Genomic DNA, 24,612 nt, shown 5'->3' with positions numbered 1-24,612 from the left:
TCAGCAAGAAGGCCCCGACCGATGGTCGGGGCCCTGATCGGAAAACCGGGACAAGGAAGCCCAGCGCCAGGCTTTAGCGCGGAACGTAGTCCGGGCCCGGCGCGGTCGAGGTTTCATAGGGCCCAAGCACCGTCCCGGGCGGATATTTGCCGTCGCAGACCGGCAGGCCCGTCTTGGGATCGAAACGCGGTGTGGAGTAGCCCTCGACACCGTCGTCGATGATCCAGACCTGGCAGCCGTCGGGATCATAGGCGATCGCCGCCTCGCCATCGACCAGCGAGGGCTCGTTGTCGGTACCCGAGTCCCCCGCCTTGGCGATCACCGAATCCGGCCCGCCATAGCGCTGGACATCCTCGAAGAATTCGCCGCTGGCGCAGGCCGAGAGGCCCAGCGCCAGCACCGGCAGCAGCGCCAGGCGCTTGGCCAGGCCAAGGGTCGTCGCGGTCTTTACTGCAAGCGTCATCTGGTCAGCCCTTCTTGCAGAAAACTTCGACGCGGCGGTTCTTCGCCATGCCGGCCGACGTGGCGTTCGATGCGATCGGCTGCGTCTCGCCAAGACCCGAGACACTGTCCACGACCGCGCCCACCGATTGCGCCACTTCGGCCACGCTGCGGGCGCGCGCCTCGGACAGGCCCTGGTTATAGGCATCCGAGCCGCGACTGTCGGTGTGCCCGGCAATCGAATAGCTGAACGCATCCGAGGTGGTGAAGAACTGCTCCAGCTTGCGGCGGCCATCTGCCGTCAACTGCGCGCTGGCGGTGGCGAAATAGGCGTCCGTGCTTTCCGACAGGCAGCTGGTCTGCTGCAGGCAGACCGGCTTGCCCGTCTTGGGGTCGCGGCGCGGCACCATGTAGCCTTCGGTCCCGCCATCTGCCCACCAATGCTGGCAGCCGTCCGCGTCGATCCAGACGCCCCATTCGATCTTGCCGGTCACGGCCGCGTCCTGCGCCTGCGCCATCGGCCCGACGACAAGACACGCCACCGACACGAGTGACGTCAGGCTGCGTCGCAGCATGCTCCCCGTCTTCATCAATGCCACACTCCCAAAGCACGACCCCCAGGGGGCCGCGCAACCCATGTTTGGCGTCTATAAAGCAGAGGAAAGCGGGCGAAGAGAAGGAATTCGTCAGGCAGGACCGGGATTTGTGGCCCTGCAATCACCTTGTGCGGGTTTTTTTGGCCGATCTGCAACAGTCGCTCCCGGTCAGGTTGCAGGCCCCACCGGAACTGCTGCCAGCGAGTTCGTGGCCGATCCCGTCACCCGCACCCGCACCAGCTGTCCGATTCGACCATCTGCGTCCTCGACATGGACGGCGTGAAGGTGGTCGGACTTGCCCACCATCTGCCCGGGCTTGCGGCCCGGCTTGTCGTACAGCACCGCAACCTCGCGTCCGACCATCGCCTCTTGCACCGCGCGCTGCTGGGCGGTGATCAGGGCCTGCAGCTCTTGCAGCCGGGCGTCCGCCACTTCGGCCGCGACGGGCGCCTTCTCGGCCGCCGGGGTGCCGGGCCGGGCCGAGTACTTGAAGCTGAACGCCGCGCCGAAGCCCACCGCGCGGATCAGGTCCAGCGTGGCCTGGTGGTCGGCATCGGTCTCACCGGGAAAGCCCACGATGAAATCCGAGGACAACAGGATATCCGGCCGCGCGGTGCGGATGCGGTCGATCAGACGCAGGTAATGCTCGGCCGTATGCTTGCGGTTCATCGCCTTCAGGATGCGGTCGGACCCGGACTGCACCGGCAGATGCAGATAGGGCATCAGCTGCGGCAGATCGCCATGCGCGGCGATCAGGTCGTCGTCCATGTCGTTCGGGTGGCTGGTGGTATAGCGGATGCGCGCCAGACCCTCGATCGTCGCCAACTCTCGCACCAGCCGCGCCAGACCCCAGACCCCGTCCGGCCCCTGACCGTGATAGGCGTTGACGTTCTGTCCCAGCAGCGTGATCTCGCGCACGCCTTGGGCCACCAGCCCCCGCGCCTCGTCCAGCAGGCGGGCGACCGGGCGGCTGACCTCGGCCCCACGGGTATAGGGCACGACGCAGAAGGCGCAGAACTTGTCGCAGCCTTCCTGCACCGTCAGGAACGCCGCAGGCCCGCGCAGGGACTTGCGTTCGGGCAAGAGGGTGAACTTGTCCTCGACCGGGAAGTCGGTGTCCACCACGCGGCCCCCGGCCTCGACCATCGCGGGCAGGCGGTGATAGGCCTGCGGGCCGACCACAAGATCCACCACGGGCGAGCGGCGCAGGATCTCTTCGCCCTCGGCCTGGGCGACGCAGCCGGCGACGCCGACCTTCATCCCCGGACGCGCCGCCTTCAGCGCGCGCAGACGGCCAAGGTCGGAATACAGCTTCTCGGACGCCTTTTCCCGGATGTGGCAGGTGTTCAGCAGCACCATGTCGGCCTCTTCGACCACGTCCGTCGTGACATAGCCCTTGGCGCCCAGGGCTTCCGCCATGCGCTCGCTGTCGTAGACGTTCATCTGGCAGCCGTAGGTCTTGACGAACAGCTTCTTGGCGTCGGTCATGGCATGGGTCTCCGGGAACGGGCGGCTTCTACCCCGAACCGACCCATCGGCGCAACCGACCACCCTTGCATCCCTGCGGCGGATCACCGATTCTGCCGCGATGCGTTACCCGTCGCTTGCCGCCCTTCTGGCCGCCAAGGCCCCGACCCTTGCCAAGGGCCCCCTCTCGCTGGTCCTGGCCGAGGATGGGGTAGAATTGCACTCCACCCTCGCGCATCAGCTGAAAACCGGCTTTCGCGACGTGGTCCTGCTGGCGCCACCCGGCCTTGACCCGCCGGCCGATCTTGCCGACCGCATCCACACCGTCACCCATGACGTCTTTGCCGACGGCGCACTGATCGCCGCCGTGAACCAGGTGATCGACCAGGTCGCGGGCGCCTGGGTGCATTACTGCTACAACGCCGAATACCTGTTCTTCCCCTTCTGCGAGACGCGCCGGGTCAGCGAACTGCTGGCCTTCCACGCCGAGGAACGGCGCGAGGCGATGCTGACCAATGTCGTCGACCTTTACGCCGGCGACCTGACCGCAAGCGGCAATGCGGTGGCACTGGAGGATGCCTGGCTGGACCGGTCGGGCTATTACGCGCTGGCCCGCAAGGACCGCGCACGCCACAACCATCCCAAGGAACGCCAGCTGGATTTCTACGGCGGCCTGCGCTGGCGGTTCGAGGAACATATCCCCCCCGCCCGCCGCAAGATCGACCGTATCTCGCTGTTCCGCGCCAAGCCCGGCTTGCGGCTTCTGCCGGACTACACGCTGACCGAAGACGAGATGAACACCTATGCCTGCCCCTGGCACCACAACCTGACCGCCGCGGTCTGCTCGTTCCGCACCGCCAAGGCCCTGCGCGCCAACCCCGGCTCGCGCCACGCGATCCAAAGCTTTCGCTGGCACAACTCGGCCCCGTTCCAGTGGCACAGCCAGCAACTGCTGGACCTTGGCCTGATGGAACCCGGCCAGTGGTTCTGATCCCTTCACGCGCCGATGACCCTTTCACGCTCCTGTGATCCGCGGCGCGAAACTTCGCGCGAAACGCCTCCGTTCCTTTGCATGTGACAGCCGGATGGTCCGGCTGGTCCTACCAGACGGAGTGTCTCCATGATCCTGCGCCACGGCCTTGCCGCCCTTGCCCTGACCGCCCTGCCCTTCGCCGCGCTGGCCGCCAACCCCGATGTGGGCGGCGCGCCGATGCTGGAAGAGCGCAACATCGTCGAAAACGCCGTGAACTCGGCCGACCACACCACGCTGGTGGCAGCGGTCAAGGCGGCGGGCCTGGTCGATGCCCTGATGAGCGATGGCCCCTTCACCGTTTTCGCCCCGGTCAACGACGCCTTCGCCGCCTTGCCCGCCGGCACCGTCGACGCGCTGCTGAAGCCGGAAAACAAGGACATGCTGACCAAGGTCCTGACCGCCCATGTCGTCGCCGGCGACCTGAAGCTGGCGGACCTGCGCGCCCAGGTCGGACGCGACGGGCTGGCCAACCTGCGCACCCTGTCGGGCGACGCGCTGTCGATCCGCTTCAAGGGCGATACGGCGATGATCTACTCGGAATCGCGGAATATCGGCCGCATCACCATCGGCGATGTCGACCAGTCGAACGGCGTGATCCACGTCATCGACACGGTGATGGTCCCGAAGTGAGCCTGCGTTCGTGACCAGTGCGGGCGGGGGAAACCCCGCCCTTTTTCACGCCTTGCGCAGGCGGATCACCACATCGACGCGCGCCACTTCCATGCCCGCGGGCGCCTTGGGCAGGCCGGCGATCTTCAGCTCCTCGGCCGGGGCGTCGGTCAGGCTGTGGCTGTCTTCCCAGTAGAAATGCGGATGGTCATCGGTGCGGGTGTCGAAATAGCTTTTCGACCCGTCCACCACGACCTCGTTCATCAGGCCGGCATCGCAGAAGGCGCGCAGCGTGTTGTAGACCGTGGCAAGGCTGACCGTCTCACCCGACGCGCGCGAGGCGGCATGCAGGCTTTCGGCGGTCACATGGCGGTTCTCGCCATCGCCGACCAAGAGTTCCGCCAGCGCCAACCGCTGCCGCGTCGGCCGCAATCCGGCCGAGGCAAGCCAGGACGTGCTGCGCTGCGTTGTCTGGGGGTCCGTCGTCTGGGTCATCGATCATCCTGTCCGTCCCCTTATATAAAGGACAAAACCGCCGGGTTTCAAACCCTATTCCCCGGATTGCGCCCCGGACGCGGCCCGGTCCAGCATCCGCCGTAACGGCCGCTGCACCACAAGGCCAATTACCAGCAGCAGCCCCCCGCCCAGCCACAGCGGCAGGACAATCGCCTGCGCCCGGCCCAGCACCGGCTCGGCCAGGCTGATCGTCCAGCCCGACAATGCGATGCCCAGGGGGATCATCCCCCAGGCCAAAAGCCGGTACAGGCTGTTGACCCTGCCGCGCAACGCGTCCGGGATCAGCCGCTGGCGCAGGCTGACCGAGACGATGTTCCAGGTGATCCCGGCCATCTCGAACCCGACGAAACAGGCCGCCAAGAGCCAGGCACTCGGCACCAGGGGCACCAGCAACAGCAGGACCGCGCTGACCAGCAGTGTCAGCGCCATGGTCCGCCCCGCCCCCAGCCGGCGCGCGATCCGGTCTCCGGTCAGGCCCGCCACCGCGCCGCCCAGCGCAAAGGCGGTCAGCACAAAGCCGTATTGCTGCGCCGAAAGCCCCAGGTTTTCCTGCGCATGCAGGACCAGGGCAAACAGGCTCGCCTCGAAGCACAGGTTCCAGACCCCGGTGATCACCGCCAGCAGCAGAAGGAGCGGTTGCCCCCAAAGATAGCGCCAGGCAACCGCCAGCGCCTGCCGCCAGCGCGCCTCGGCCACCACGGCGGGACGGAAGGTGCCCGCGACCCGCGCCATAAGGAACGCGGCCCCGGCATAGGCCAGCGCGTTGAAGGCAAAAGGCACCGCAAGTGCCACGCCCAGAAGGAAGGCCCCCAGCGCCGGGCCGATCAACTGGTTGGCCAGTGCCTCGACCGTCCACAGCCGGCCATTCGCCCGCTCCAGCCCCGCATCTGGCACGATGGCCGGAAGCAGGGTCTGGGCCGCGTTGTCGCGAAAGACCTCGGCCACGCCGACCGTCACCGCGCAAAGGCACAGTGCCAGGAACAGGGGCCAGGAACTCACACCCTCCATCGGCGCGGGCGCGGCCTCGCCGCGCAGCGCCAAGGCCCCCGCCGCCGCCAGGAACGCCACCGCCCGCAGGATGTCCATCGCGATGACCAGCCGGCGGCGGTCCACCCGGTCGGCGACGATCCCGGCCGGAATGGCAAAGACCGCCCAGGGCAGCCGCAGCGCCACCGGCACCAGCGCGATCAACGCCGCGTCGCGGGTCAGCGTGCTGGCCACCCAGACCCAGGCCAGGACCCCGATCCCGTCCGCCAGATTGGCGAACCCGCTTGCCGCCAGGAATTGCCGGAACATCCCGCCCTCCACCCCGTTTTCCGGGTCAGACTTGCCACTCTTCCCGGCCCGATGCTAGGTAGGGACAATCGCACAGGGGGGACCACAAGCTATGGCGTCGTATCCGACCTATTTCGACAAGGAAGCACTGCTCGCCTGCGCGCGGGGAGAGCTTTTCGGTCCCGGCAACGCCCAGCTTCCCGCCCCGCCGATGCTGATGATGGACCGGATCACCGACATCTCGGAAGACCGCGGCGAGCATGGCAAGGGCCATGTCGTGGCCGAGTTCGACATCACCCCCGACCTGTGGTTCTTCGACTGCCACTTCCCCGGCAACCCGATCATGCCGGGCTGCCTTGGCCTGGACGGCCTTTGGCAACTGACCGGCTTCAACCTTGGCTGGCGCGGCTGGCAGGGGCGCGGCTATGCGCTTGGCGTGGGCGAGGTGAAGCTGACCGGCATGGTCCGCCCCGACCGCAAGAAGCTGACCTACTTCGTCGATTTCACCAAGGCCCTGCAAACCCGCCGCCTGACCATGGGCGTCGCCGATGGCCGGGTCGAGGCGGACGGCGAGGTGATCTATCTTGTCAAGGACATGAAGGTCGCCCTCAGCGAGGCTTGAGAACCAAGGAATCAAATGAAAAGCCAATTCAACAACTTTGAACGACTCACACTGGTAATGCAGGCAAGTGCCAGTGTCGGAAGCAATTATTTCGTTGACCCAAAACTGGTCGGAGAGCTTATAACTTCGGGTCAGGACTGGGCACTAAGCTGGGAGTATGAGTGGCTCGAAAAGGCTGTGCATCCACTGGACGAAGTAGTGGAAGAGACTCGTAGAATCTTCGAAATGTACCGGCACCTGCAGTCGAGTGCTGATACGCTTGGGATGGACAAAAAGCTTACCAACTTCTCGGGCTTCGACCATAATAACGATGCACATTCCGGCGTAGCCGACACGCTTGTTAATAAACTTGGCCGCTTCACGGACCTGCGTGGGGCAACTCAGAACTCGCACTCGTCGGCATCTATACGGAACTACCGGACAATGCTCGAAGTGTACGAGCCGATCATCGAGAAGATGCGCACGACGTGGCCAGGTGGGTTTCGCATGCTGGATGCAGGCGAAATTGACGCGGTGCTTGCCGCTCGGTGATGCCTAACACGATTTAAGGTATGTGTTTGCCAGCAGGGTCTTAACGAAAGCCCTGCTGGCTTTGGCTGCGATCCGCTCAGATCACGCCCAGCATCCTCATCGCTTCCGCCACGCGCACGAAGCCCGCGATGTTGGCGCCCAGCACATAGTCGCCCGGCGCGCCATATTCCTCGGCGGTCTGGTGACAGGTGTCGTGGATGTTGCGCATGATCGTGGCCAGCCGCGCCTCGGTCTGCTCGAAGGTCCAGCTGTCGCGGCTGGCGTTCTGCTGCATCTCCAGGGCCGAGGTCGCGACCCCGCCCGCGTTCGCCGCCTTGCCGGGGGCGAACAGCACGCCCGCCTCCTGGAACACCCGCACCGCTTCCGGGGTCGAGGGCATGTTCGCCCCCTCGCCTACCGCGATCACGCCGTTCTTGACCAGCGTGCGGGCGTCCTTGCCCGACAGCTCGTTCTGCGTGGCCGACGGCATGGCCACGTCGCAGGCCACATCCCAGACGCTGCCCTTGTCAGCCGGGATGAAATGCACGCCGTCCCCGCGGCGGCGGGCGTATTCCGAGATGCGCTCGCGCCGCACGTCCTTGATCTCTTTCAGCAGCGCCAGGTCGATCCCCGCCTCATCCAGGACATAGCCGCTGGAGTCAGAGCAGGCCACGACCTTGCCGCCAAAGCTTTGCACCTTCTCGATCGTGTAGATCGCCACGTTGCCCGAACCCGACACGACCACCCGTTTGCCATCGAACGAGGTGCCCCGCGTCTTCAGCATCGCGTCGACGAAATAGGTGTTGCCGTAACCCGTCGCCTCGGTCCGGGCGCGCGACCCGCCATAGGCCAGCGCCTTGCCGGTAAAGACACCGGCCTCATACCGGTTGTTCAGCCGCTTGTACTGGCCGAACATGTAACCGATCTCGCGCCCGCCGACGCCAATGTCGCCCGCCGGCACGTCGGTCTGCTCGCCCAGGTGGCGGTGCAGTTCGGTCATCAGCGACTGGCAGAAGCGCATGATCTCGCCATCGGACTTGCCCTTGGGGTCAAAATCCGACCCGCCCTTGCCGCCACCGATGGGCATCCCGGTCAGCGCGTTCTTGAAGGTCTGCTCGAAGCCCAGGAACTTGATGATCCCCACGTTCACCGAAGGGTGGAACCGCATCCCGCCCTTGTACGGCCCGATGGCCGAGTTGAACTGGACCCGGAAGCCCCGGTTGATCTGCACCCGGCCCTTGTCGTCGACCCAGGGGATGCGGAAGATGATCTGCCGCTCCGGCTCGCAGATCCGCTCGATCAGGGCGAGGTCCAGGTATTGCGGATGCTTGGCCACCACGCGGCCCAGGCTTTCCAGAACCTCATGCACGGCCTGGTGAAATTCGGGTTCGCCGGCATTGCGGCGGGTCACTTCGGCCAGGATCGGCTGAAGCTTTTCATCGATCGTGTTCATCGCTGCGCTTTCGAAATTCGGACTGGTCGAGCGACGGGCCCGACCCTGAGCCACGGCATAGATTAACTTTTGGGCAGATTGAACGGCGTTCTCCCGTTTTTCGGGCGTCTATTCGCCAAAGCACTACATATTCCGACACTTCTTCGCGCCCCTGTGCCTCTTTCGCCAAACCGCTGGGACTGCGGGCAAGCGGACCGCACGCGGCGCTGCACGCCGCAACTGGCAACCGCCTTGCCCCCTTCCCCCCTCTCCCGTAAACAGACGCAAGGTTACCAATGGAGGCCCCATGCGCCGCGTCGTCATCACCGGGATCGGGATTGTATCGTCCATCGGCAATTCCGCCGCCGAGGTGGAAGCCTCGCTGCGGGCGGGCAAATCCGGCATCGTCTTTGCGCCCGACTACGCCGAACATGGCTTCCGCTGCCGGGTCCACGGCCAGCCGAACATCGTGCTGGAAGATCACATCGACAAGCGCGACCTGCGCTTCATGGGCGATGGGGCGGCCTATACCTTCATCGCGATGGACCAGGCGGTAAAGGACTCCGGCCTTGCGCCCCAGGATATCTCGAACGACCGCACCGGGATCATCGTCGGCTCGGGCGGGCCGTCCACCAAATCCTTCTTCAAGGCCCACAACATCGTCCGCGAAACCGGCAGCCCCAAACGCATCGGCCCCTTCGGCGTGACCAAGGGCATGTCCTCGACCGTCTCGGCCTGCCTGGCCACCCCGTTCAAGATCAAGGGCGTGAACTACTCGATCACCTCCGCCTGCTCGACCTCCGCCCACTGCATCGGCAACGGGACAGAGCTGATCCAGATGGGCAAGCAGGACATCGTCTTTGCCGGCGGGGGCGAGGAGTTGGACTGGACGCTCTCCTGCCTCTTCGACGCGATGGGCGCGATGTCGTCCAAGTACAACGACACGCCCGAACGCGCCTCGCGCACCTATGATGCCAACCGCGACGGCTTTGTCATCGCCGGTGGCGGCGGGATCGTGGTGCTGGAGGAGTTGGAACACGCCCTCGCGCGCGGCGCGAAGATCTATGCCGAAGTCACCGGCTATGGCGCCACCTCGGACGGCCACGACATGGTCGCCCCCAGTGGCGAAGGCGGGGAACGGGCGATGCGGGTGGCGCTGTCCACGCTGCCAAAGGACCGCCGCATCGACTATATCAACAGCCACGGCACCAGCACCGTCGTCGGCGACGTGACCGAGGTCGAAGCCATCCGCCGCGTCTTCGGCCAGGGTTCAACGCCCCCCATCGCCTCGACCAAGTCGCTGACCGGCCACTGCCTTGGCGGCGCGGGCGTGTGGGAGGCGATCTATTCGCTGATCATGCTGAACGGCAACTTCATCGCCGCTTCGGCCAATGTGGAAACGCTGGACCCCGCCCTGGACCCGGCCGAGATCGTGACCACCATGCGCGACAACGTGCAACTCGACTCGGTCCTGTCGAACAGCTTCGGCTTCGGCGGCACCAACGCGACCCTCGTCATGTCCAAATACCTCGGGTAACGCATCATGGCCGAACTGATGAAGGGCAAGCGCGGGCTTGTCATGGGCGTGGCGAACGAACGTTCCATCGCCTGGGGCATCGCATCCGCCCTTGCGGCCGAGGGCGCGGAGCTGGCCTTCAGCTACCAGGGCGAGGCGTTCGGCAAGCGGCTGCAACCCCTTGCGGCAAGCGTGGGGTCCGACCTGCTGGTCGACGTCGACGTGACGAACGAGGACAGCCTGGACGCCTGCTTTGCCGAAATCGGCCGCCGTTGGGGGTCGCTGGATTTCCTTGTCCACGCCATCGCCTTCTCGGACAAGACCGAGCTGACCGGCCGCTTCATCAACACGACCAAGGGCAACTTCCTGAACTCGCTGAACATCTCTTGCTTCAGCTTCATCGACGTGGCCCGCCGGGCCGAGCCGATGATGCCGAACGGCGGCACGCTGATCACCCTGACCTTCCAGGGCTCGAACCGGGTTTCGCCGAACTACAACGTGATGGGCGTGGCCAAGGCGGCGCTGGAATCGGCGACCCGCTACCTGGCGAATGACCTTGGCCCGCAGAAGATCCGCGTCAACGCGATCTCACCCGGTCCGATGAAGACCCTGGCCGGATCAGCCATCGGCGGCGCCCGGGCCACCTTCCGCCACACCGAAGAAAACGCCCCCCTGCGCGAGAATGCCACGCTTGACGCCATCGGCGGCACCGCGGTCTGGCTGTGTTCCGACTACGGCGCCTGCACCACGGGTGAGGTGGTGCATGTCGACGGCGGCTACCATGTCCTTGGCTTCCCGCAGGCCCAGAACCTCTGACCGCAATCCTCCTCGTGCGACTTCGTCTTCTCGTCGGCGGGCACCCCGGCGAGGAGTGACGAAGTCATCGACGAGCAAGAGGTGGCACCAGCCCCACCCGTCCCATCGCACGCCAAAGCGCGAGGAGTGACGAAGTCATCGACGAGCCCGCAGCGTCAAAGGACCAGCCCCACCCGTCCCGTCGCACGATAGCCAAAGGCCGGGTCACCCTCCATCGCCAGCATCTGCGCCGAAAGCGCCTGCTCTGACGCATCGCGGAAGATGCCGTCGCGTTTCAGGCTGACCCCTTCGATGGTGTCGCGGCTGGCCCGATACAGCGGCTGGATGTCATAGACCGCCCGGCACGCGGCCTCGGGCAGGGCGAACTGGCTGGTCAGAAGCGCCCCCTTGCCCGAAACGGCCATTTCCGCGCTGGAGAATACCTCGAAATGCAGGTGCGGCCAGCGGCCCGGGTAGCAGGCCGGAAAGACCGTGGTGAACCGGACCCGGCCTTGCGCATCGCTGATCCCCACGCCGCGCAGATAGTTGCGGTCGGCGGCACCATAGATCGAATAGACCCCTTCCGCGTCGCATTGCCAGACATAGACCGCCATCCCGCCCAAAGGCGCGCAGGCCCGCCCCAGGTCGACCAGCGTGATCTCCAGCGCGACCGGCACGCCCTCGGCCACCGGGGAAAGCCCGCCGATGCTGGTGCGGATATCTTCGCGGATGACACCTTCCTCGGTCAGGATGTTGACGGCCTGGCCCTCACGCACGTTGGTGCCGTCCGCCGGGAAGGGGCCAGCGGTCTCGGCCGGGTTGGCAACGCAGATGCTGCCATCCGCCGCCCGCCCCGTCATGGTCTGCGCCCCGCCCTGCGCCACCCATAGCGACAGCGCGGCCCCGCCAAAGGCCAGCCCGGTCAGCAATGCCCGGCGCCGCGCCAGGTGCGGCAAATCCGCGGCAAGGCCTTCCGGCCCGTCGTCATGGTCGTGGTCATGGTCTCGGTCGGGCTTGCCGGGCATCAAGGTCTCCTACGCCGTATCCGCATCATACGCCGCGTAGATCGGCTTCCGTCGCCGTTCTCGGCCATGAGCGCCAAACCTTGCCAATTGGTTTACGCTCACTGCCAAGCCATTGAAAGCACTACACAGTCCAAAACTGTCCACTATGGACAGAGCGGCAAGGATCACGTCCGCAGAAGCGCACGAGAACCCATTTGGACCGAAAAGGGGATGGAGCGGGTGACGGGAATCGAACCCGTGTCTCTAGCTTGGAAGGCTAGGGTCTTACCATTACACAACACCCGCGCTGCAGGTCAGATAGCATCTCGCCCCGGCCGCTTCAAGCCGCCAGCGGCGCGATCAGCCCCGGCCCGCTGGCGCGGTTCGAGTTCACCTCGACCCCCACCCTGAAGGGCTTGGTCAGCACCCCCGGCGCGCTGGCCTTCATCAACACCGCCGCCCCATGCCCGGCCTCGCCCAGCCACAGCGGCCAGTCGGCACGCTCCAGCACCACCGGCTCACGGTGGTGGATCGCGTCCATCCCCGGCCCCGCCTCGGTCGAGACGATGGCAACCGTGTCCATCTCGCCCCAGCGCTGCCAGACCCCGGCCAGCGCCATCGGCAAGCCATCGGCCAGGGTGAAATACCACGGCAGCCGCGCACCCTTCTCGCCCTCGCTCCATTCATAGAAGCCCGAGGCCGGCACGATGCAGCGCCGCGCCCGGACCGCCTCACGGAAGGCCGGCTTGGTGGCGACCGTGTCCGAGCGGGCATTGATGATCAGCGGACCATCGTTCGGCGCCTTGTACCAGGTCGGAAGGAACCCCCAGCGCATCGCCCGCAACCGCCGCTGCCCGCCATCCGAGGTCACCACGACCACCGGGTTCGTCGGGCAGATGTTGAAGTTCGGCCCCTGCGGCAGGTCATTGCCCGGCACGGCATCGAACAGCGCGGCCAGCGCCTCATTCGGATGGGTGATGGTGAAACGCCCGCACATGGGGCGAAGATAGGCGCGCGCCGGGAAAACGCCAAGACGCGCCGCATCAAACGGAAACGGGGCGCCAGATGCTGGCGCCCCGCTGGGTCTTGGTCCGCAGGACCTACTGCTTCACGGTGATCCGGCCATCCGTCATCGGGGTGTAGGGGCCGACCTTCGCCATGTACTCGGCGGTCACGTCCGCCAGATCTGGCCCGAAGTCATAGGCATTGGCCGCATCGACGAACATGCGGAACCCGTCGCCGCCGCCCCGGACATAGTTGTTCGACACGACCTTGTAGGTGGCCGCCGGGTCGATCGGCCCCCAGGCGTCGCCGCCGACCAGCACCTGCACGTCGCTGACCCGCGCCCCGGCCGGAGCTTTGGGATCAAACGTGTACTTCAGCCCCGCGACCTGCGCGAAGCGGCCGGCACCTTCCTCGACCTGGCTCACGCCGTTTTCCAAAGCGGCGACGATGGTCTCGCCGGTCACTTCGAAGGTGGACAGCGTGTTCTGGAACGGCAGCACCGTCAGGACCTCGCCCATCGTGACCGGACCGGCATCGATGCTGGCGCGAACGCCACCGCCGTTCTGGATCGCGATGGTCACGCCCTGGTCCTTGACCCGGTCCAGCATCGCCTCGGCGATCAGGTTGCCCATCGGGCATTCCACCGCCCGGCAGGTCTCGCGGCTGCCGTCGATCTCGGCCGTCGCTTCGGCCACGACCTTGTTCTTCAGTTCTTCGATGGGCGCACCCATCTCCTTGACCCGCGCCTCGATCTCGGGGTCGGGGGTGACGCTGGCATCCAGCAGGATCGTGTCGCCTTCCGCGAATTTCAGGTTCCCGGCGTCGTCAAAGGTCAGGATCAGATGGCCGACATACTTGGAGTAGGCATAGGCCTGCACCACCGGCACCAGCGCCCCGTTCTGGCCGTCGACCCAGGTCGGATAGGGGCCCGCGCGCTTGGGGTCCTTGGAGGACAGGAGCGTGTGCGAGTGCCCGCCCACCACCGCGTCGATCCCCGGCACGGCGGCCGCGATCTCCAGGTCCTTTGGCAGGCCGACGTGGGTCAGCGCGATGATCTTGGTGACGCCCTCGGCCTCCAGCGCGGCGACATCGGCGCCCAGGCTGTCGACCTCGTCCTGGAAGATCACGCTTGGCCCGGGGCTGGAGGTATCGACAGTGTCCGTCGCCAGGGCCGAGATGATGCCGATCTTTTCGCCGCCCACCTCCAGCACCACGTGATTCTGCACCCGGCCGGCCAGAGCGTTGTTCTGGCTGACATCGGTGTTGCCGCTGATCACCGGGAAGGTCACCTTGTCCAAGAACGCGGCCAGCCCCTCGGGCCCATCGTCGAATTCGTGGTTGCCCACGGCCATCGCGTCAAAGCCGATCTTCTCCATGAACTCGGCCTCGGCCGCGCCCTTGTAGGTGGTGTAGAACAGGCTGCCCTGGAACTGGTCGCCCGCATCCAGCACGATCACGTTGCCGCCCTCGGCCGTCACCTTGTCGCGCAGCTCGTTGATCTTGGTCGCCACCCGCGCCACGCCGCCGAAGCACTTGTTTTCCGCCGCATCTTCGGCGCTGCAGGTGCTGTCAAAGGCGTTGATCGCCTCCATCCGGCTGTGCAGGTCGTTGATGTGAATGACATGCAGCGTGTAATCCGCCTGGGCCAGCCCTGCCGACAGGGCCAGGGCCGCGCTGGAGAGGTAAAGCGTGCGCATCGAATGCTCCCTTGATGGTTGATGGCCTCAGCCTGCCCGCGCGGATTGGCCGAGTCAAAGGCCGATTTTTGTTCCATGGGCGACAAATGCGAAAGGCCGGTGACAGCGCATCCGCATTGACCGCGCCGCCGATGCCGGGCAAAAGCGCGCCATGCTGATCCTGAAGATTTTCCGCCGCCCGGAATGGGACGCCTTTCGCGCCGCGGGCGAAACCCTGGGCGCGCCGGTCGATCTGGCAGACGGGTTCATCCATTTCTCCACCCCGGCCCAGGTGGCCGAGACGGCGGCGAAATGGTTCGCCACCGAAAGCGATCTGGTGCTGGTCGCCTTCGACCCCGACCGCCTTGGCCCGGCCCTGAAATGGGAACCCTCGCGCGGCGGCCAGCTGTTCCCGCATCTCTACCGCCCCCTGCGGCTGGACGAGGTGGTCTGGGACAAGTCCCTGCCGCTTGGCGCAACCGGCCACATCTTCCCCGAGGGCCTGCTATGAGCCTGGTGGAACGCACGGGCCTCGCGCTCTTGCACCGGCTGGACCCGGAGCGCGCGCATGGCCTGTCGCTGGTGGCGCTGAACACGGGACTTGCACCGCTGCCCGGTCCGGTCACCTCGCCCCGGCTGGCAACCACGCTGGCAGGAATGGACTTGTTGAACCCGGTGGGCCTTGCTGCCGGCTATGACAAGAACGGCACCGCCATCGCCGCCCTGTCCCGCGCGGGCTTCGGCTTCATCGAGGTTGGCGCCGCCACGCCCCTGCCGCAACCGGGCAATGACAAGCCGCGCCTCTTTCGCCTGACCGAGGACCGCGCCGCGATCAACCGCTTCGGCTTCAACAACGAAGGGGCCGCAGTCATCGGCCAGCGGTTGTCCCAGCGCAGCCGCACGCAGGTTCCGGTCGGCCTGAACCTTGGCGCGAACAAGACCAGCGACAACCGCGCCGCCGACTTCGCCAAGGTGCTGGCCCTCTGCGGTCCGCATGTCGACTTTGCCACCGTGAACGTCAGTTCCCCGAACACCGAGAAACTGCGCGACCTGCAAGGCCCCGCCGCACTGGCCGCGCTCTTGGCCGGCGTGATGGAGGCGCGCGCTGCCCTGCCCAACCCGATCCCGGTATTCCTGAAGATCGCGCCCGATCTGACGCCCGACGACCTTGCCCAGATTGCCGAGGTTGCGCTGACCTCCGGCCTTGCCGGCATCATCGCCACCAATACCACCTTGTCGCGAGAAGGTTTGAAATCTGCAAATCGTGACCAACAGGGCGGCCTTTCAGGCGCGCCATTGTTCGAAAAGTCCACGCGCGTGCTGGCGGAGCTTTCACAACTGACCGAGGGCAGACTGCCCCTAATCGGCGTCGGAGGCATCTCCACCCCGGAACAGGCCTACCGGAAAATCTGCGCCGGGGCCTCGGCCGTGCAGCTTTATACGGCGATGGTTTATGAAGGCCTCTCGCTGATCCCGCGCGTGGCCACGGGCCTTGACGTGCTGCTCGCCCGCGACGGCTTTGCCAACGTCGCCCAAGCCGTCGGCACCGGCCGCGGCCACTGGCTCTGACCCGCCGTTTCATACTGGCGAAAATATCCCACGGGGGTCCGGGGGTGTGAAACCCCCGGCGCTCGGCCCGGCTCAGAACGCCTTGAACGTCATTGTGGTCAGCGTCCGCTGGATGCCGGGAATGTCGAACAGCCGCGAGGACAGGTAATGCCCCACGTCCTGATCCTCGGGGATATAGACCTTGGCCATCAGGTCATAGTCGCCGCTGGTGGAATACATCTCGCTGACCACCTCGCGGTCCCAGATCGCATCGGCCACCTCATAAGTGCGGCCGGGCATGCAGCGGAACTGGACGAAAACCAAAGCCATGCGAACGCTCCCTCTTTCGGTACCAGGATAGGCGAGAAGCGCCGCAAGCTGAACAGCCGTCCCCAATTTTTCGCAGAAAAATTGTGCTACTCCGCCCGGTCCAGCGCCAGGGGCGCAGGCTCGCGCCGCAGGTCGTCGATCCCCAGGGGGGCGGTCGGCCGCGCCAGCCGGTTGCGGACCACCCAATAGAGCCGCGTCTGCGCCCGAGTAATCGCCACATAGGCCAGCCGCTTCCACAGGGGCACCCCGGCCTCGCTGCGCCCGGACTGGGCGGCGGCATAAAGGTCCGGCGCAAAGACCTGCACCTCGTCCCACTGGCTGCCCTGCGCCTTGTGGATCGTCACCGCCGCGCCATGCAGAAAGGCCGCACCCATGCTGGCGGCATGGGGAATGAAGGGCTCTTCCTCATCCGGCTTCTCGATCTTGATGATCGAGGCGGCGGAAAGCTGCGGCTCCTCCGCCCCCACGACATGCAGCCGCGCAAAGCCGGTGCGGTTGCCCTCGCCCAGATAGATCACCTGGGCGCCCTTGATCAGACCCCGCGCCTCAAGGTCGATGCGCTTCTTGCGATGCTTCAAGGGCAACTCGATTCCATCGCAGATCAACGGCTCGCCCGGCAGAAGCTGGTCCTCGGGCGCGCCATAGGCGTTGCGGAACGCCTGGATCAGCCGCACCCGCGTCGCGTTGCGCCAGACCAGCACGGGCGAACGCGCCATCAGCGCCGCCTCCACCCGCTCGGCCCAGACCACGCGGTCGTCGGCGCGGGCCTTTTCCTGCACCAGCGCCTCGAAATCCTCGAACCCCAGCCGGTCGTCGCCCAGCGCATGGGCAAGGTCCAGGATCGGGTTGTCCTGCGTCTGCCGGTGGATGCGGGACAGGATCAGCTTGCGGCCCTCGCCCAGCTTTTCGAACACCATCGCGCCCGACTGACCGACCGGGGCTAACTGCGCCGGATCGCCGAACAGGACCAGTGTCGGAAAGATCTCGCGCAGGTCGTCGAACTGGCGTTCGTCCAGCATCGAGGCTTCATCGACAAAGCCCACATCCAGGGGCTCGTCCCGCCGCTTCCAGCCCTTGATGAAATCCGACCCTTTCAGCCCCGCTGCCGCAAGCGCACCCGGGATCGACGCCACCTGCTGATAGAACGCATGCGCGCGGTCCAGCGCCAACTCGGTCAGCCCGGCAATGGCCAGGCTGTCGATGACCGGGCGCGGGCCGGTCCCGGCCAGCCACTCGGCAATCTTCTCGTATTCCGGGTCATAGACCGGGGTATAAAGGATGCGGTGGATCGTCGTCGCCGGCACCCCGCGCAGCCGCAACACGCTGGCGGCCTTGTTCGTCGGCGCCAGGATCGCCAGCGTCCGACGATCCTTGCGCTTCTTGCCCTCATAATCGCCGGAGATCACCTCGACCCCTGCCGCCTTCAGGCCCCGATACAGCTCGGCCAGCAGCATGGTCTTGCCCGACCCCGCCTTGCCCACCACCGCCAGGACCGAGGTCCGCCCCTCGGCCATCGGCGACAGCTCACCTTCCGCCAGGTCGATCCCCGCGCCAAGGAAGGCGGCGGCCAGCCGGTCAAAGGCTTCGGCCTGGTCGTCAGAGAAGGTCAGCGCGGGCATCTGCATGGCCGCACCCTAGCCGCTTCGCCTGTCGGGTGTAAGGCTAATGCGCACGCCGCGCGGACCGGAACGGCGGCGGCGGGCCTGCCTCGGCCTCCTCGCCCAACTCCCAGCGGGCCACGGCCAGCGCCTCCTCCAGTTTGTGTGCCAGCTCTGCCAAAGCATTGCGGTCGGCATAAGCATGCAGATCCGACAGCACATCGAAAATCCAGTCGTGGCGCATGAACCCCTCGGGTCGATCCAGTCTGCGGCGGGGCCAAAGCGAACCCGGCCGCCGAGGCGCTTGCCACGACGGCCGGGGAACTCTGCCCCCCGCGACAGCAGAATCGCCGCGCAGGGTAAATCGAAGATTAACGGTTGTGGATTACTGAGCGCGACTCGCCTCAAGCGTGTCCTCAAACGTCCGCAACCCGGTCCGGGGCGCCTGCACCAGCACGGCCATGTTGCCGGGCTTGTGCTGGTTCTTCCACATCAGCGTATGCGCCTTCGGGATATCGGCCCAGGGAAAGACCTCGGACATGCAGGGGTCCAGCCGACGCTCGACCATCAGCTTGTTGGCGCTGGCGGCCTGCTTCAGATGGGCGAAGTGGCTGCCCTGCAGGCGCTTTTGATGCATCCACATGTAGCGCACGTCGAAGGTGCAGTTGAAGCCGGTGGTTCCCGCACAGATCACCACCATACCACCCTTCTTGCACACCAGGCTTGAGACCGGGAAAGTCGCCTCGCCCGGATGCTCGAACACCATGTCGACGTTCACGCCCTTTCCGGTGATGTCCCAGATCGCCTTGCCAAAGCGCCGCGCCTCTTTCAGCCAGTCGTTGTATTCGGAGCTGTTCACCGTGGGCAGTTGCCCCCAGCATTTGAAGTCGTTTCGGTTGATCACGCCCTTGGCGCCCAGTCCCATGACGAAATCGCGCTTCGTCTCGTCGCTGATCACCCCGATCGCATTGGCCCCGGCCGTGTTGATCAGCTGGATCGCATAGGACCCAAGCCCTCCGCTCGCGCCCCAGACCAGCACGTTCTGCCCGGGTTTCAGGTCATGCGGTTCATGCCCGAACAGCATCCGGTAGGCGGTCGCCAGCGTCAGCGTGTAGCAGGCCGATTCCTCCCAGCTCAGGTGCTTTGGCCGCGGCATCAGTTGCTGCGCCTGCACCCGGGTGAACTGGGCAAAGCTTCCATCCGGCGTCTCATAGCCCCAGATCCGCTGGGTGGGCGAGAACATCGGATCGCCGCCGTTGCACTCTTCGTCGTCGCCGTCGTCCTGGTTGCAGTGGATCACCACCTCATCCCCGACCTTCCAGCGCTTGACCTTGTCGCCCACCGCCCAGACGATCCCGGCCGCGTCGGACCCCGCGATGTGATAGGCCGCCTTGTGGCCGTCGAACGGGCTGATCGGCTGGCCCAGGCCCGCCCAGACGCCGTTATAGTTGACACCCGCCGCCATCACCATGACCAGCACTTCGTGGCTGTCGATCCGCCAGGTGTCCACCACCTCGATCTGGAACGACTGGTCCGGGGCACCATGACGCTCGCGCCGGATCGCCCAGGCGTACATCTGCTTTGGCACATGGCCCAAGGGGGGCATCTCGCCCAACTCGTACAGGTCCTTCTTGGGCGCGTCGTAGATCACAGAAGCGTTTTGCGTATCCAAAGCCAACTTAGCCTCCAACCAGATGCCGCGCTGCAGAATCGCCGCGCCGTTAGGGGCAGATAATATTCTTGCGCGCAACTTTGCAATAGTCTGATTGGCGCTTCTTGTAATTTTATGTCTGCGGCGGCGCAGCAATGCCAAGGTCCGGCACCGAGGCGGCGTAGAACTCCAGAAGCGCCCGTTCCTTGGGCACCGGCTGCAGATCCGCGGACACCAAGCCCCGGCGGATCAACGGCTCCAACCCCTCGTCCAGGACCGAGGCCCCTCCCACCGGCGGCAGTTTCAGCACCGCGCCCGCCGCACGCAACGCCGCGACCATCGCCTGGACCCGGGCGGCCAGGTCCTCGCGGCTGGCCGCGCCCTCGCCCAAGGCACGGGCCACCAGCGGCACCGGCAGCACCGGCACCACCGCCGCAATCGACGCCATCAGGCGTTCCCCAAGCGCCTCGACCGAGCCGCCGTCCCCCAGATGCTCACGCAGACTGACCGGCGCCCCGAATCCTGCCGCCGCCGTCCCAAAGCCCCGGGTCTGGCCAAGGAACCGCGCCCAAAGGAAGCGCAGCCCGTACCAGGCCACCCGCCCCGGCCGGTTGCGGAACCGCCGCGTCCCGGCCTGCGCCGCCTCGACCAGCACCCGGTCCTCCAGCACCCGGTCATAGGCCAGGCCAACCGGCACAAAGACCACGTCCCGCGCGTGCGGCGTCCAGCCCTCGACGATATAGCTGATTAGCCCCAGCTTGGCCGGCCCCACCCGCCCATCCAGACTTAGCCCGCCCTCGGGGAACATCGCCTGCGTCGTCCCCTCCTCGCTTGCCATCTGCACATAGCGCGCCAGCACCTTGCGATAGAGCGCATTGCGACTGCCGCGCCGAATGAAATAGGCCCCCATCGACCGGATCAGCGCCGACAGCGGCCAGACCCGCGCCCATTCCCCGACTGCATAGCTTACCGCCGAGCGGTCCGCGACCAACCAGGTCACCAGCACGTAATCCATGTTGCTGCGGTGGTTCATCACGAACACCACCGTCGCCTTGGGGTCGATCGTGCGTAGCGCCTGGTCCACCTTGCCGACCCGCACCCGGAACAGCAGCCGCGACAGCCACTTGGCCGCCCGTGTGCCGAAGCCGAAATAGACCGTGGCGGAAAACCCCGGCACGATCTCGCGCGCATAGCGCCGCGCCTCCTCGAAGGCCACCTCGCCTGGCACCCCGGTTTCGGCCGCATGAACCATCGCCGCCTCGACCACCCTTTGGTCATAGGCCAGCCGCGCCACCATGTCCGACCGTTCGGCCAGCTTGAACAGGTCCAGCTTCCGATCCAGCCGCGCGTTCAACCGCGACAGCGCGCGTTCCGCCCGCCGCCGAAAGAACCAGCGCACCGAGGGGAACAGGAAATGCGTGGCAAAGCTGATCGCGGCAAAGCCAAGGATCAGGACAAGCAACCACACCGGAACCGCGACTGTGCCGAACATGGGCGAAACCCTATCCCAAACCTCATCCCCGGCAACGCCTTTCATCTTTGCAAAAATATCCCGGGGGTCCGGAGGCAGGCCCTCGGCAGGGTTGCCGCAGCGCAGCGATTGACATTGGCATGATCTTTCCCATATGCCATCATCAACGCAATAAAATTACCCGCCCGACTCGTGAGGTCCCGATGTCCGAGAAACCCTGGCTCTTCCGCACCTATGCCGGTCATTCCACCGCCGCGGCCTCGAACGCGCTTTATCGCACCAACCTTGCCAAGGGTCAGACCGGGCTTTCCGTCGCCTTCGACCTGCCCACCCAGACCGGCTATGACAGCGACGATCCCCGCAGCCGGGGTGAGGTCGGCAAGGTCGGCGTCCCCGTTGCCCACCTCGGCGACATGCGGGCGCTGTTCCAGGACATTCCGCTGGAACAGATGAACACCTCGATGACGATCAACGCCACGGCCCCCTGGCTTCTGGCGCTCTACATCGCCGTGGCCGAGGAACAGGGCGCCGACGTGTCGGCCCTGCAGGGCACCGTCCAGAACGACATCATCAAGGAATACCTGTCGCGGGGAACCTACATCCTGCCGCCGCAGCCCTCGCTTCGCCTGATCACCGACGTCGCCGCCTATACCGGGAAACACCTGCCCAAATGGAACCCGATGAACGTCTGCAGCTACCACCTGCAAGAGGCTGGGGCCACGCCAGAACAGGAACTGGCCTTTGCACTGGCCACCGCCTGCGCGGTGCTGGATGATCTGAAAGTGAAAGTTTCACCCGCAGATTTCCCCGCAATGGCGGGCAGAATGTCGTTTTTTGTCAATGCCGGCATCCGCTTCGTGACCGAGCTTTGCAAGATGCGCGCCTTCACCGCCCTTTGGGATGAACTTCTCGAAACCCGCTACGGCATCACCGACCCCAAGTTCCGCCGCTTCCGCTATGGGGTCCAGGTCAACTCGCTTGGCCTGACCGAGCAGCAGCCCGAAAACAACGTCTACCGCATCCTGATCGAGATGCTTGCGGTCACCCTGTCCAAGAACGCCCGCGCCCGTGCCGTCCAGCTTCCCGCCTGGAATGAGGCGTTGGGCCTGCCCCGCCCCTTCGACCAGCAATGGTCGCTGCGGATGCAGCAGATCCTGGCCTACGAGACCGACCTTCTGGAATACGACGACCTCTTCGACGGCAACCCTGCCATCGACCGCAAGGTCGACGAACTGAAGAAGGGCGCGCTGGAAGAACTCGCCCACATCGACGCCATGGGCGGGGCGGTCGCCGCCATCGCCTACATGAAGGGCCGCCTGGTCGAGGCCAATGCCGAACGCCTGGCCAGGATCGAAACCGGCGTGACCACCGTCGTCGGCGTGAACAAGTTCACCACCACCGAACCCTCCCCCCTCGCCACCGGCGAAGGCGCGATCATGCAGGCCGACCCCAAGGCCGAGGCAGACCAATGCGCCCGCCTCGCCGAATGGCGCAAGCAACGCGACCCCGCCAAGGTGCAAGAAGCCCTCGCCGCATTGCGGCAGGCCGCCCAGACCGGCGAGAACATCATGCCGGCTTCCATCCTTTGCGCCAAGGCCGGGGTCACCACCGGCGAATGGGGCAACGCCATGCGCGCGCTGTATGGCGAATACCGCGCCCCCACCGGCGTCAGCCAGAACCCCTCGAACCGCACCGAAGGGCTGGAGCCGGTCCGCGACGCCGTGGCCGCCGTCGCCACCAAACTTGGCCGCCCCCTGCGCCTCCTCCTTGGCAAGCCCGGCCTTGACGGCCATTCCAATGGCGCCGAGCAGATCGCCGCCCGCGCCCGCGACTGCGGGATGGAGATCACCTACGACGGCATCCGCCTGACCCCGCAGGAAATCGTTTCTGCTGCGGCCGAGAAACAGCCGGATGTCATCGGCCTGTCGATCCTCTCCGGCAGCCACATCCCCCTGATCCGCGAGACGCTGGACCTGATGCGCGACGCCAATCTGACCCAGCCCCTGGTTGTCGGCGGCATCATCCCCGACGAGGACGCAAAGCAACTCAGGGCGATGGGTGTCGCGCAGGTCTACACGCCAAAGGATTTCCAGCTGAACCGCATCATGCTGGACCTGGTGGCCTTGGCCGATCCCACCCCGGTGGCCGCCGAATAGGGTTTTCCCGCCTTTCCGACCTGTCTGCCGCCGCCTAACAGGGGGCTGATCCGTCTTGGAACAGGCCACCCATGCGCACTGCTCTCTGCCTCAGCCTTCTTTCCACCCCGGCCCTTGCGCAGGACTGGCCGCCCGAGGTGGCAGAAATCGTCGCCGAGGCGCAGCGGATGTGCCGTGGCACCTTCACCGCCGAGCCCAGGGCGGTAACCCGGCGCGACCTGAACGGCGACGGCACGCTGGACTGGGTGGTCGACAGTGGCGAATTCCAGTGCTCCGTCAGCTCTGACACCTATTGCCAGGCTGCCGGCTGCTACGTTGACACTGTCATCGACGGCACCCGCGGCTTGCTGCTGGTTCGCGCCTGGGACACCCAGACGGTGGACGGCACGACCTACCTCACCGCTCCGAACTGGGTGGGCGAAACCGACCGCTTCCTGTGGAACGGCATCGAATGGAGATTGCAATGACCCGCCACGCCCTGCTGTTGGCGCTTCTTGCCAACCCCGCCGCGGCCCAGGACCCCGCTGTGGTCCAGCCGCTGATCGACTATAATGCCCAGATCTGCCAGGCGCAGGGCGGCACCCTGGCAGTCGGCGACGACGCGATTGTCCCGGTGTATTTCTTCGGGCCCGAGGAGCCGGCCTATATGCTGGACGGCAGCAAGCTGTCCTGCTCGACCGCGCCGAACCTTTATTGCGGCGAAGGCATCGGCTGCGAGTTGACCCTGTTCGTCGGCGTCGACCGGCACGGCATGATCGTTCTCGATTGGGAACTGGTCCCCGACGACGACCGGCAACTTCTGCAGGTCACGATCGCCGGTGAGTTGATCAACAAGCCCAGTGCCGGGATCTTCCGCGCGACCTGGGACCTTGGCACCCGGTCGTTGGTCATGGTCGACTGACCCGGTTTGACGCAGGTCAATCCCCCCGGGGCAGACCTGCGCTATTCCTTGGCCAATCCACCGGCCAAGGGGTCCGTCCATGTTCAACCGCATCCGTACGCTGCTTCACCGCCTGAGCGAGGTGAAAGAGGTCAACGCCCTGTCCGACCGCGACCTGTCGGACCTGGGTCTCAGCCGCGATCAGGTCATGCAGTTCCTGCACATGCCCGCCGACATCACCGAGCGGGTCACCGCCATGGGCGCAATCTTCGGGGTTCCCGAGGCCGACCTGAAGCGCGACCATGCCCAGTGGATCGACCTTCTGACCACCTGCGGCCAGTGCGCCGACCGCAAGGCCTGCTCGACGGTTCTGGACAGCGACCACCCGCAGCCGGCCGACTGCGGCTTCTGCGGCAACCGCCGCAGCTTTGCCGATCTGGCGCTTCACCCGCACTGACGGCCCCTTGCCCTCGCCCCGCCC

The 24,612-nt window shown here is 66.0% G+C and carries 26 protein-coding genes and 1 tRNA gene; 12 read left to right on the top strand and 15 right to left on the bottom strand.

Translation table 11 applies throughout. The features are described from left to right. Positions 1-73: 73 nt before the first annotated feature. The 3 genes from CXR42_RS17080 to miaB form a co-directional block, all read right to left on the bottom strand. Positions 74-463, bottom strand: a complete 390-nt coding sequence (locus tag CXR42_RS17080) for a hypothetical protein (RefSeq protein WP_103258802.1) — start codon at positions 461-463, stop codon at positions 74-76. 4 nt (positions 464-467) lie between these two features. Further along, complete coding sequence (locus CXR42_RS17075; RefSeq protein WP_245875478.1) at positions 468-1,016, bottom strand: OmpA family protein; 549 nt, start codon at positions 1,014-1,016, stop codon at positions 468-470. A gap of 189 nt (positions 1,017-1,205) precedes the next feature. After that, positions 1,206-2,525, bottom strand: a complete 1,320-nt coding sequence (miaB, locus tag CXR42_RS17070) for a tRNA (N6-isopentenyl adenosine(37)-C2)-methylthiotransferase MiaB (RefSeq protein ID WP_103258800.1) — start codon at positions 2,523-2,525, stop codon at positions 1,206-1,208. Positions 2,526-2,625: 100 nt separating this feature from the next. Here miaB and CXR42_RS17065 point away from each other — a divergent pair, with 100 nt between their 5' ends. Then, positions 2,626-3,495: a hypothetical protein gene (locus tag CXR42_RS17065; RefSeq protein WP_103258799.1), complete on the top strand. Its 870-nt coding sequence runs from the start codon at positions 2,626-2,628 to the stop codon at positions 3,493-3,495. A 129-nt stretch (positions 3,496-3,624) separates the two neighbouring features. Beyond that, positions 3,625-4,167, top strand: coding sequence for a fasciclin domain-containing protein (locus CXR42_RS17060; RefSeq protein ID WP_103258798.1), 543 nt, complete (start codon positions 3,625-3,627; stop codon positions 4,165-4,167). 45 nt (positions 4,168-4,212) lie between these two features. On the opposite strand, the gene irrA is transcribed toward CXR42_RS17060, so the two are convergent. Both irrA and CXR42_RS17050 read right to left on the bottom strand, forming a co-directional pair. Continuing rightward, a complete protein-coding gene (irrA, locus tag CXR42_RS17055; protein WP_103258797.1) occupies positions 4,213-4,641 on the bottom strand; it encodes an iron response transcriptional regulator IrrA in 429 nt (142 codons plus the stop codon). A 54-nt stretch (positions 4,642-4,695) separates the two neighbouring features. Beyond that, complete coding sequence (locus CXR42_RS17050) at positions 4,696-5,958, bottom strand: MFS transporter (RefSeq protein ID WP_103258796.1); 1,263 nt, start codon at positions 5,956-5,958, stop codon at positions 4,696-4,698. Positions 5,959-6,049: 91 nt separating this feature from the next. Here CXR42_RS17050 and fabA point away from each other — a divergent pair, with 91 nt between their 5' ends. Continuing rightward, positions 6,050-6,559 carry a bifunctional 3-hydroxydecanoyl-ACP dehydratase/trans-2-decenoyl-ACP isomerase gene (gene fabA / locus CXR42_RS17045; RefSeq protein WP_103258795.1) on the top strand — a complete coding sequence of 170 codons (510 nt, stop codon included), beginning with the start codon at positions 6,050-6,052 and terminating at the stop codon, positions 6,557-6,559. 15 nt (positions 6,560-6,574) lie between these two features. Continuing rightward, positions 6,575-7,090 carry a YfbU family protein gene (locus tag CXR42_RS17040; protein ID WP_103258794.1) on the top strand — a complete coding sequence of 172 codons (516 nt, stop codon included), beginning with the start codon at positions 6,575-6,577 and terminating at the stop codon, positions 7,088-7,090. 76 nt (positions 7,091-7,166) lie between these two features. Here CXR42_RS17040 and gdhA read toward each other — a convergent pair whose 3' ends face one another. Continuing rightward, a complete protein-coding gene (gene gdhA, locus CXR42_RS17035; RefSeq protein ID WP_103258793.1) occupies positions 7,167-8,522 on the bottom strand; it encodes an NADP-specific glutamate dehydrogenase in 1,356 nt (451 codons plus the stop codon). A gap of 286 nt (positions 8,523-8,808) precedes the next feature. Here gdhA and fabB point away from each other — a divergent pair, with 286 nt between their 5' ends. Continuing rightward, positions 8,809-10,038, top strand: coding sequence for a beta-ketoacyl-ACP synthase I (fabB, locus tag CXR42_RS17030; protein ID WP_103258792.1), 1,230 nt, complete (start codon positions 8,809-8,811; stop codon positions 10,036-10,038). A 6-nt stretch (positions 10,039-10,044) separates the two neighbouring features. Continuing rightward, complete coding sequence (locus tag CXR42_RS17025; RefSeq protein WP_103258791.1) at positions 10,045-10,833, top strand: enoyl-ACP reductase FabI; 789 nt, start codon at positions 10,045-10,047, stop codon at positions 10,831-10,833. A gap of 155 nt (positions 10,834-10,988) precedes the next feature. On the opposite strand, the gene CXR42_RS17020 is transcribed toward CXR42_RS17025, so the two are convergent. From CXR42_RS17020 to CXR42_RS17005, 4 genes are all read right to left on the bottom strand, one after another. Further along, the gene (locus tag CXR42_RS17020; RefSeq protein WP_103258790.1) at positions 10,989-11,837 is read right to left on the bottom strand and encodes a dioxygenase family protein; all 849 of its coding nucleotides are present in this window, start codon (positions 11,835-11,837) and stop codon (positions 10,989-10,991) included. 211 nt (positions 11,838-12,048) lie between these two features. Next, positions 12,049-12,122: transfer RNA gene (locus tag CXR42_RS17015), tRNA-Gly, on the bottom strand. A 34-nt stretch (positions 12,123-12,156) separates the two neighbouring features. Next, the gene (locus CXR42_RS17010; protein WP_103258789.1) at positions 12,157-12,813 is read right to left on the bottom strand and encodes an SOS response-associated peptidase; all 657 of its coding nucleotides are present in this window, start codon (positions 12,811-12,813) and stop codon (positions 12,157-12,159) included. 103 nt (positions 12,814-12,916) lie between these two features. Then, positions 12,917-14,518 carry a bifunctional metallophosphatase/5'-nucleotidase gene (locus CXR42_RS17005; RefSeq protein WP_103258788.1) on the bottom strand — a complete coding sequence of 534 codons (1,602 nt, stop codon included), beginning with the start codon at positions 14,516-14,518 and terminating at the stop codon, positions 12,917-12,919. Positions 14,519-14,669: 151 nt separating this feature from the next. Between CXR42_RS17005 and CXR42_RS17000 the strand changes: the two genes are divergently transcribed. Further along, positions 14,670-15,008: a DUF952 domain-containing protein gene (locus tag CXR42_RS17000; RefSeq protein WP_103258787.1), complete on the top strand. Its 339-nt coding sequence runs from the start codon at positions 14,670-14,672 to the stop codon at positions 15,006-15,008. Beyond that, positions 15,005-16,066, top strand: a complete 1,062-nt coding sequence (locus CXR42_RS16995) for a quinone-dependent dihydroorotate dehydrogenase (RefSeq protein ID WP_103258786.1) — start codon at positions 15,005-15,007, stop codon at positions 16,064-16,066. The genes CXR42_RS17000 and CXR42_RS16995 overlap by 4 nt, the downstream gene beginning before the upstream one ends. Before the next feature lie 72 nt (positions 16,067-16,138). Here the strand turns inward: CXR42_RS16995 and CXR42_RS16990 are convergent, their stop codons facing one another. From CXR42_RS16990 to CXR42_RS16970, 5 genes are all read right to left on the bottom strand, one after another. Further along, positions 16,139-16,375, bottom strand: coding sequence for an Lrp/AsnC ligand binding domain-containing protein (locus tag CXR42_RS16990; protein ID WP_103258785.1), 237 nt, complete (start codon positions 16,373-16,375; stop codon positions 16,139-16,141). A gap of 86 nt (positions 16,376-16,461) precedes the next feature. Continuing rightward, positions 16,462-18,000 carry an ATP-dependent DNA helicase gene (locus tag CXR42_RS16985; protein WP_180996096.1) on the bottom strand — a complete coding sequence of 513 codons (1,539 nt, stop codon included), beginning with the start codon at positions 17,998-18,000 and terminating at the stop codon, positions 16,462-16,464. Positions 18,001-18,037: 37 nt separating this feature from the next. Then, positions 18,038-18,217, bottom strand: a complete 180-nt coding sequence (locus CXR42_RS16980) for a hypothetical protein (protein WP_103258784.1) — start codon at positions 18,215-18,217, stop codon at positions 18,038-18,040. A 141-nt stretch (positions 18,218-18,358) separates the two neighbouring features. Next, on the bottom strand, positions 18,359-19,651 hold the full coding sequence (ccrA, locus tag CXR42_RS16975) for a crotonyl-CoA carboxylase/reductase (RefSeq protein ID WP_103258783.1): 1,293 nt from the start codon (positions 19,649-19,651) through the stop codon (positions 18,359-18,361). A gap of 106 nt (positions 19,652-19,757) precedes the next feature. Continuing rightward, the gene (locus CXR42_RS16970) at positions 19,758-21,116 is read right to left on the bottom strand and encodes a 1-acyl-sn-glycerol-3-phosphate acyltransferase (RefSeq protein WP_103258782.1); all 1,359 of its coding nucleotides are present in this window, start codon (positions 21,114-21,116) and stop codon (positions 19,758-19,760) included. Between the two features lie 119 nt (positions 21,117-21,235). Between CXR42_RS16970 and CXR42_RS16965 the strand changes: the two genes are divergently transcribed. From CXR42_RS16965 to CXR42_RS16950, 4 genes are all read left to right on the top strand, one after another. Next, positions 21,236-23,251 (top strand): methylmalonyl-CoA mutase family protein, encoded by a 2,016-nt coding sequence (locus CXR42_RS16965; RefSeq protein ID WP_281256780.1) that lies wholly within the window; start codon positions 21,236-21,238, stop codon positions 23,249-23,251. A 71-nt stretch (positions 23,252-23,322) separates the two neighbouring features. Further along, positions 23,323-23,718 carry a hypothetical protein gene (locus CXR42_RS16960; RefSeq protein ID WP_103258780.1) on the top strand — a complete coding sequence of 132 codons (396 nt, stop codon included), beginning with the start codon at positions 23,323-23,325 and terminating at the stop codon, positions 23,716-23,718. Beyond that, positions 23,715-24,152, top strand: coding sequence for a hypothetical protein (locus CXR42_RS16955; RefSeq protein WP_103258779.1), 438 nt, complete (start codon positions 23,715-23,717; stop codon positions 24,150-24,152). The genes CXR42_RS16960 and CXR42_RS16955 overlap by 4 nt, the downstream gene beginning before the upstream one ends. A gap of 79 nt (positions 24,153-24,231) precedes the next feature. Then, on the top strand, positions 24,232-24,588 hold the full coding sequence (locus tag CXR42_RS16950) for a DUF6455 family protein (RefSeq protein ID WP_103258778.1): 357 nt from the start codon (positions 24,232-24,234) through the stop codon (positions 24,586-24,588). Positions 24,589-24,612: the final 24 nt, after the last annotated feature.

Source organism: Tabrizicola aquatica, assembly GCF_002900975.1.
Lineage (GTDB): Bacteria > Pseudomonadota > Alphaproteobacteria > Rhodobacterales > Rhodobacteraceae > Tabrizicola > Tabrizicola aquatica.
Note: the sequence above shows the minus strand (reverse complement) of the source record. Positions and strands in the feature narration are given on the sequence as shown.

Coding starts and splice junctions, on each gene's coding strand:
- irrA (WP_103258797.1), bottom strand. CDS start 4,641: ATGACCCAGACGACGGACCCCCAGACAACGCAGCGCAGCACGTCCTGG.
- CXR42_RS16950 (WP_103258778.1), top strand. CDS start 24,232: ATGTTCAACCGCATCCGTACGCTGCTTCACCGCCTGAGCGAGGTGAAA.
- CXR42_RS16955 (WP_103258779.1), top strand. CDS start 23,715: ATGACCCGCCACGCCCTGCTGTTGGCGCTTCTTGCCAACCCCGCCGCG.
- CXR42_RS16990 (WP_103258785.1), bottom strand. CDS start 16,375: ATGGCTTTGGTTTTCGTCCAGTTCCGCTGCATGCCCGGCCGCACTTAT.
- CXR42_RS16980 (WP_103258784.1), bottom strand. CDS start 18,217: ATGCGCCACGACTGGATTTTCGATGTGCTGTCGGATCTGCATGCTTAT.
- miaB (WP_103258800.1), bottom strand. CDS start 2,525: ATGACCGACGCCAAGAAGCTGTTCGTCAAGACCTACGGCTGCCAGATG.
- fabA (WP_103258795.1), top strand. CDS start 6,050: ATGGCGTCGTATCCGACCTATTTCGACAAGGAAGCACTGCTCGCCTGC.
- fabB (WP_103258792.1), top strand. CDS start 8,809: ATGCGCCGCGTCGTCATCACCGGGATCGGGATTGTATCGTCCATCGGC.
- CXR42_RS17040 (WP_103258794.1), top strand. CDS start 6,575: ATGAAAAGCCAATTCAACAACTTTGAACGACTCACACTGGTAATGCAG.
- CXR42_RS17075 (WP_245875478.1), bottom strand. CDS start 1,016: ATGCTGCGACGCAGCCTGACGTCACTCGTGTCGGTGGCGTGTCTTGTC.
- CXR42_RS16965 (WP_281256780.1), top strand. CDS start 21,236: ATGATCTTTCCCATATGCCATCATCAACGCAATAAAATTACCCGCCCG.
- CXR42_RS16970 (WP_103258782.1), bottom strand. CDS start 21,116: ATGTTCGGCACAGTCGCGGTTCCGGTGTGGTTGCTTGTCCTGATCCTT.
- CXR42_RS16960 (WP_103258780.1), top strand. CDS start 23,323: ATGCGCACTGCTCTCTGCCTCAGCCTTCTTTCCACCCCGGCCCTTGCG.
- CXR42_RS17060 (WP_103258798.1), top strand. CDS start 3,625: ATGATCCTGCGCCACGGCCTTGCCGCCCTTGCCCTGACCGCCCTGCCC.
- CXR42_RS17065 (WP_103258799.1), top strand. CDS start 2,626: ATGCGTTACCCGTCGCTTGCCGCCCTTCTGGCCGCCAAGGCCCCGACC.
- CXR42_RS16985 (WP_180996096.1), bottom strand. CDS start 18,000: ATGCAGATGCCCGCGCTGACCTTCTCTGACGACCAGGCCGAAGCCTTT.
- CXR42_RS17000 (WP_103258787.1), top strand. CDS start 14,670: ATGCTGATCCTGAAGATTTTCCGCCGCCCGGAATGGGACGCCTTTCGC.
- CXR42_RS17005 (WP_103258788.1), bottom strand. CDS start 14,518: ATGCGCACGCTTTACCTCTCCAGCGCGGCCCTGGCCCTGTCGGCAGGG.
- gdhA (WP_103258793.1), bottom strand. CDS start 8,522: ATGAACACGATCGATGAAAAGCTTCAGCCGATCCTGGCCGAAGTGACC.
- CXR42_RS17010 (WP_103258789.1), bottom strand. CDS start 12,813: ATGTGCGGGCGTTTCACCATCACCCATCCGAATGAGGCGCTGGCCGCG.
- CXR42_RS16995 (WP_103258786.1), top strand. CDS start 15,005: ATGAGCCTGGTGGAACGCACGGGCCTCGCGCTCTTGCACCGGCTGGAC.
- CXR42_RS17025 (WP_103258791.1), top strand. CDS start 10,045: ATGGCCGAACTGATGAAGGGCAAGCGCGGGCTTGTCATGGGCGTGGCG.
- CXR42_RS17080 (WP_103258802.1), bottom strand. CDS start 463: ATGACGCTTGCAGTAAAGACCGCGACGACCCTTGGCCTGGCCAAGCGC.
- CXR42_RS17020 (WP_103258790.1), bottom strand. CDS start 11,837: ATGCCCGGCAAGCCCGACCGAGACCATGACCACGACCATGACGACGGG.
- CXR42_RS17050 (WP_103258796.1), bottom strand. CDS start 5,958: ATGTTCCGGCAATTCCTGGCGGCAAGCGGGTTCGCCAATCTGGCGGAC.